The organism is Lysinibacillus sp. 10T31 (genome assembly GCF_056394365.1).
This window is the reverse complement of sequence record NZ_JBFTHS010000107.1, coordinates 1-5,053: the sequence shown is the minus strand read 5'-3', so window position 1 is coordinate 5,053 and position 5,053 is coordinate 1. Positions and strand designations below refer to the sequence as shown.

Genomic DNA, 5,053 nt, shown 5'->3' with positions numbered 1-5,053 from the left:
CCGTCGCTTTGGCTTCTTTCCATCGCTTTGCTGGTTCTATCCACGACTTTGGCTGCTCTATCCATTATTTTGGCTGCTCTATCCACGACTTTGACGATTCTATCCACGATTTTGGCTGTTCTATCCACGACTTTGCCGGTTCTATCCACAACTTTGGCTGCTCTATCCATTATTTTGTCGGTTCTATCCACGATTTTGGCTGCTCTATCCGTCGCTCTGGCTGCCTTCCGTCGATTCGACCCTTCTTTCCGTCGCTGTGGCACTTCTTTCCGTCGCTCAGACTCTTCCTTCCGTCGCTTGGCTCTTCTTTCCGTCACTCTGGCTGCCTTCCGTCGTTCAGACTCTTCCTTCCATCGCTTCGGCTCTTCTTTCCGTCGCTTTAGCTTTCCTTTCCGTCGCTCCAGCTCTTCTTTCCGTCGCTTTGGCTTCTTTCCATCGCTTTGCTGGTTCTATCCACGACTTCGACTCTTCCTTCCGTCGCTTTAGCTTTCCTTTCCGTCGCTCCAGCTCTTCTTTCCGTCACTTTGGCTTCTTTCCATCGCTTTGCCCGTTCTATCCACGACTTCGACTCTTCCTTCCGTCGCTTTAGCTCTTCTTTCCGTCGCTCTGGCTGTCTTCCCTCTCTTCGACCCTTCCTTCCATGCCCCTCTTTTCATCGCTTCGACTCTCCGCCTTTCCATAGAACAAAAAAAACGAGAACCCTCTTTGTTAAAGAGAGTTCTCGCTTCGTATTATTTATGCAATTGTATAAGCCTTTAGTACTTTTTCGATTGTTTCCTGATCGATTTGACGATTCGAATATAAATAAGCAATCGTCTCATCAGCACGAACATGGTCGCCTTTTTTGGCAATCAATTGAATACCAGCATCGTAATCAAGCTCAGATTCCTTAGTTAATCGACCTGCACCAAGACCAACGCTAGCTTCCCCGATTAATAATGCATTAATCGTCCCTACAGTGCCTTCAGTTGGTGCTTTGATAGCTACTTTATTCGCTGTGTCTTTTTGCACGATATCTGCTAAATCTCCACCCTGTGCTACGATGAATTCTTCAAATTTTGCAGCGGCTGAACCATTCTCTAATACTCGTTTAACAGCAGCTGTTGCTTCAGTCTCATTTACTCCTGCTGCAACTTGATACATAAGCGAAGAAATAATAATACATTCCTCAAGCAGATCCTCATGTGTTTCGCCCATACGTCCACTTAATAAAGCAAATGCTTCTACTACTTCAAGCTTATTGCCAATCATTTTACCTAATGGATTATCCATGTCACTAATATGCGCAACTACTTTACGCCCTAGCTTTTCACCGATTGCAGTCATCGTATCAGCTAAAACCTGCGCTTCTTCTTCTGTTTTCATAAATGCGCCTGAGCCACATTTAACATCGAGTACAATGCCGTCTGCACCACTTGCTATTTTCTTACTCATGATAGACGCGGCAATAAGTGGAATGGAATCGACAGTACCCGTCACATCTCGCAATGCATATAATTTTTTGTCAGCTGGTACAAGATTTCCTGTTTGACCAGCCACTGCAATTTTATGTTTATTGACATTGTCGATAAATTCTTGTGCTGAAAGCTCTGTTTTAACGCCACGAATCGATTCTAGTTTATCGATTGTACCACCTGTAATACCTAGACCCTTACCACTAAATTTCGCTACTGGAATATCTAGTGCAGCAATTATTGGAGTAACAATTAATGTAACTTTATCGCCTACACCACCTGTCGAGTGTTTATCAATTTTAAAACCTTCGATAGAAGATAAATCAATAACATCTCCAGATTCTATCATTGCTTTTGTTAAATAAAATGTTTCATCATATGTCATACCCAATAAACGGATAGCCATTAGTAGGGAGCTTGCTTGATAATCAGGAATTGCCCCAGTAGTGTAACCCTCTACAAAATACTGAATTTCAGCCTGTGTTAGCTCCTTGCCCTGCTTTTTCTTTTCAAATAATTGCGCCATATTCATATCGATAATCCCCCTTACTTCAGATTATTTAAGAAGCTTTTACCAAACTTTGGTGCTTCTACTTTGAAGTTTTCAGCAACTGTTGCAGCAATATCTGCAAAAGTTTCACGTAGTGCTAGCTCGCTACCACCATTAAAGCGTGGTGAATAGATAATTAACGGTACATATTCACGTGTATGGTCTGTCCCAGGGAATGTTGGATCATTACCATGGTCCGCCGTAATGATTAGTAGATCATCTTCTGTCATTGCCTCAGTAATTTCAGGTAAACGTGCATCAAATTCTTGGAGTGCGTTACCATAACCTAGAGGGTCACGACGATGTCCAAAATTCGCATCAAAGTCCACTAAGTTTAAGAAGCTTATACCATGGAAATCACGACGCACTACTTCTGCAAACTTATCCATACCATCCGTATTATTTTTCGTACGTACTGCATCAGTGACACCTTCACCGTTGAAAATATCAGAGATTTTTCCGATTGCTATAACATCTAAGCCTGCATCCTTTAAGACATTCATCGTTGTGCGACCAAATGGCTTTAACGCATAGTCATGACGATTAGATGTACGTGTAAAGTTTCCTGGTGTACCGACAAATGGACGAGCAATAACACGACCAACTAAATATTCTGGTTGTAATGTTAGCTCACGAGCAATTTCACAAATTTTATATAATTCCTCTAATGGAATAATTTCTTCATGTGCAGCAATTTGCAAAACAGGGTCAGCAGATGTATAGACAATAATAGCTCCTGTCTCCATATGCTCCTTGCCGAAGTCATCGATTACTTGTGTTCCGCTTGCAGGTTCATTGCAAAGGACTTTGCGGCCTGTACGTTTTTCCAGCTCTGCAATTAGCTCAGCAGGGAATCCCTCTGGATACACTTTAAACGGTTTATCAATATTTAACCCCATGATTTCCCAGTGCCCTGTCATAGTATCTTTACCAACAGATGCTTCTTGCATTTTTCCGAAGTATGCTTTTGGTTTGTCAGTAGCTTGCATACCTTGTAACGGTTCAATGTTTGCTAAGCCGAAAGACTCCATATGTGGCATTGTAAGCCCATTCATTTTTTCAGCGATGTGTCCAAGCGTATGTGAACCTACATCTCCAAAATTCGCTGCGTCTGGAGCTTCACCAATTCCAACGGAGTCCAATACTACTACATGGATTTTTTCAAATGGTTTATTCATAATTTTGCCTCCTAATCTCATGTCTCTATTTTACCAAAAAACAGCGAAAAATAAAGGTCAGACCTCCGACTAATAAATTTCTCTCTTAAGCACGTGGATGAAATTGCTTATAAACCTCTGATAGTCGGGATTTACTAATATGTGTATAAATTTGAGTTGTGGAAATATCAGCATGTCCAAGCATCTCTTGCACTGCTCGTAGATCCGCACCGTTTTCCACTAAATGTGTTGCAAAGGAATGACGTAATGTATGTGGCGTTAATTCATGTTGGATGCCTGCTTTTAAAGCGTGCTCCTTCATTAATTTCCAACAACCTTGCCTTGTTAAACGTTTTCCTCTTTGATTTATAAAAAAAGCTTCTGTTTTTGGAGATTTTCCTTGTAATTGACTACGTGCGCCATCTAAATAAGTACTTAATGCAGAAAGGGCGCTTTTTCCAAGGGGAATGATACGCTCCTTGCCTCCCTTACCAAAAACACGTACAAAGCCCATCGTTAAGTGAATATCTGCTAAATCCAATGCAATCAGCTCACTAATGCGCATCCCTGACCCATATAATAGCTCTAGCATTGCCACATCGCGAATGCCTTGTGGTTTGCTACGATTTGGTGCCACTAATAGAGATTCTATTTCTTCTATAGAGAGGACATTTGGTAGCTTTTGCTCAATGGTCGGCATTTCTAAATGGACAGTCGGATCTGTTTCTGCTCGCTTTTCTCGGAGTAAAAATTGATGGAAACTGCGAATGGAGGAGATATGGCGGGCAACAGTACGACTTGTCTTTCCTTGCATACGCAACTGCTCTAAATGACGCAAAATGGTCGTCCTTTCCACTTTACGAAAATCAGGCATCCCCTCCACTTCCCGTAAAAAATTCACGTAATTTTCTAAGTCTCGGCGATAGGATGCTAATGTATTATCGGATAATTGTCGTTCTACTTGGATAAAATGGATATAATCCTCTATTGCATATTGAAATTCATTCATCACAGCGCCCCCTTACTGTCAATTATTCTCTATTTTAGCACGGCTATTGGAATTGTGCTAAAACGCCCTCCTATTAGTTCAGCTATAACACCAAAATTCTAATTTTGAATAAAACAAAAAACTGCCCGATTCAATCTATAACTTAAGATTAAAACAGACAGTTTCTCGTTATTTTTCTTCATTCGATTCGTCGTTTTTATCATGACAGCGCCAGCAAATGCCGTGGAAAGTTAGTCGGTGATCCTTTATGATAAAGTTCCAACGTTTTTCAACAACGGCTTCCACATCTTCAAGTAAATCTTCCTGAATTTCATCAACCGCACCACATTCGATACAAACAAGATGATGGTGGAAATGCGCAGCTCCCTCTTGGCGTAGATCATAGCGCGAAACGCCATCGCCAAAGTTGATTTTGTCGACAATTTTGAGCTCAGTTAGTAACTCTAACGTTCTATAGACAGTCGCTAGACCAATTTCAGGTGCCTTTTCTTTTACTAAAAGGTAAACATCTTCTGCACTTAGGTGGTCTTCCTCGTGCTCTAGCAGTACTGCAACTGTTGCTTCTCGCTGCGGCGTCAGCTTATAACTAGCACTATGCAACTGTTTTTTTATACGATCAATTCGGCTCTCCATGTGACGCCCCCCTAAACTCTTTCCATTATACCAAAGGAGTAAATCCTATTACAAGATAGTGAATAGATTTCGAATATGCTTTTGTATATTTTTACCTGATAATCAATTATGCCTCGGCATAATTGCGTCCGGAATCGGCTTTGTGCTTAGGCCTGCACGAGGGCCGACACGATGTCGGTCATTTCGATAATGCCACAGGACGTGGCGTTTTTACCGATGCAGGTCAGTTAGCCGTTATCGCATGGATGCG

The 5,053-nt window shown here is 41.6% G+C and carries 5 protein-coding genes; 1 reads left to right on the top strand and 4 read right to left on the bottom strand.

The window, feature by feature from the left end; translation table 11 throughout:
* A partial coding sequence (locus AC1DCY_RS26785) for a hypothetical protein (RefSeq protein WP_477355613.1) occupies nt 1-486 on the top strand: 486 nt, incomplete at its 5' end.
* A gap of 249 nt (nt 487-735) precedes the next feature.
* Here AC1DCY_RS26785 and AC1DCY_RS26780 read toward each other — a convergent pair.
* The 4 genes from AC1DCY_RS26780 to fur form a co-directional block, all read right to left on the bottom strand.
* Nucleotides 736-1,986, bottom strand: coding sequence for a thymidine phosphorylase (locus AC1DCY_RS26780; protein WP_477355610.1), 1,251 nt, complete (start codon nt 1,984-1,986; stop codon nt 736-738).
* A 14-nt stretch (nt 1,987-2,000) separates the two neighbouring features.
* Nucleotides 2,001-3,182 (bottom strand): phosphopentomutase, encoded by a 1,182-nt coding sequence (gene deoB / locus AC1DCY_RS26775; protein WP_477355607.1) that lies wholly within the window; start codon nt 3,180-3,182, stop codon nt 2,001-2,003.
* Between the two features lie 85 nt (nt 3,183-3,267).
* On the bottom strand, nt 3,268-4,170 hold the full coding sequence (gene xerD, locus AC1DCY_RS26770) for a site-specific tyrosine recombinase XerD (RefSeq protein WP_477355604.1): 903 nt from the start codon (nt 4,168-4,170) through the stop codon (nt 3,268-3,270).
* A 168-nt stretch (nt 4,171-4,338) separates the two neighbouring features.
* Nucleotides 4,339-4,803 (bottom strand): ferric iron uptake transcriptional regulator, encoded by a 465-nt coding sequence (fur, locus tag AC1DCY_RS26765; RefSeq protein WP_004232171.1) that lies wholly within the window; start codon nt 4,801-4,803, stop codon nt 4,339-4,341.
* Between the last annotated feature and the right edge of the window lie 250 nt (nt 4,804-5,053).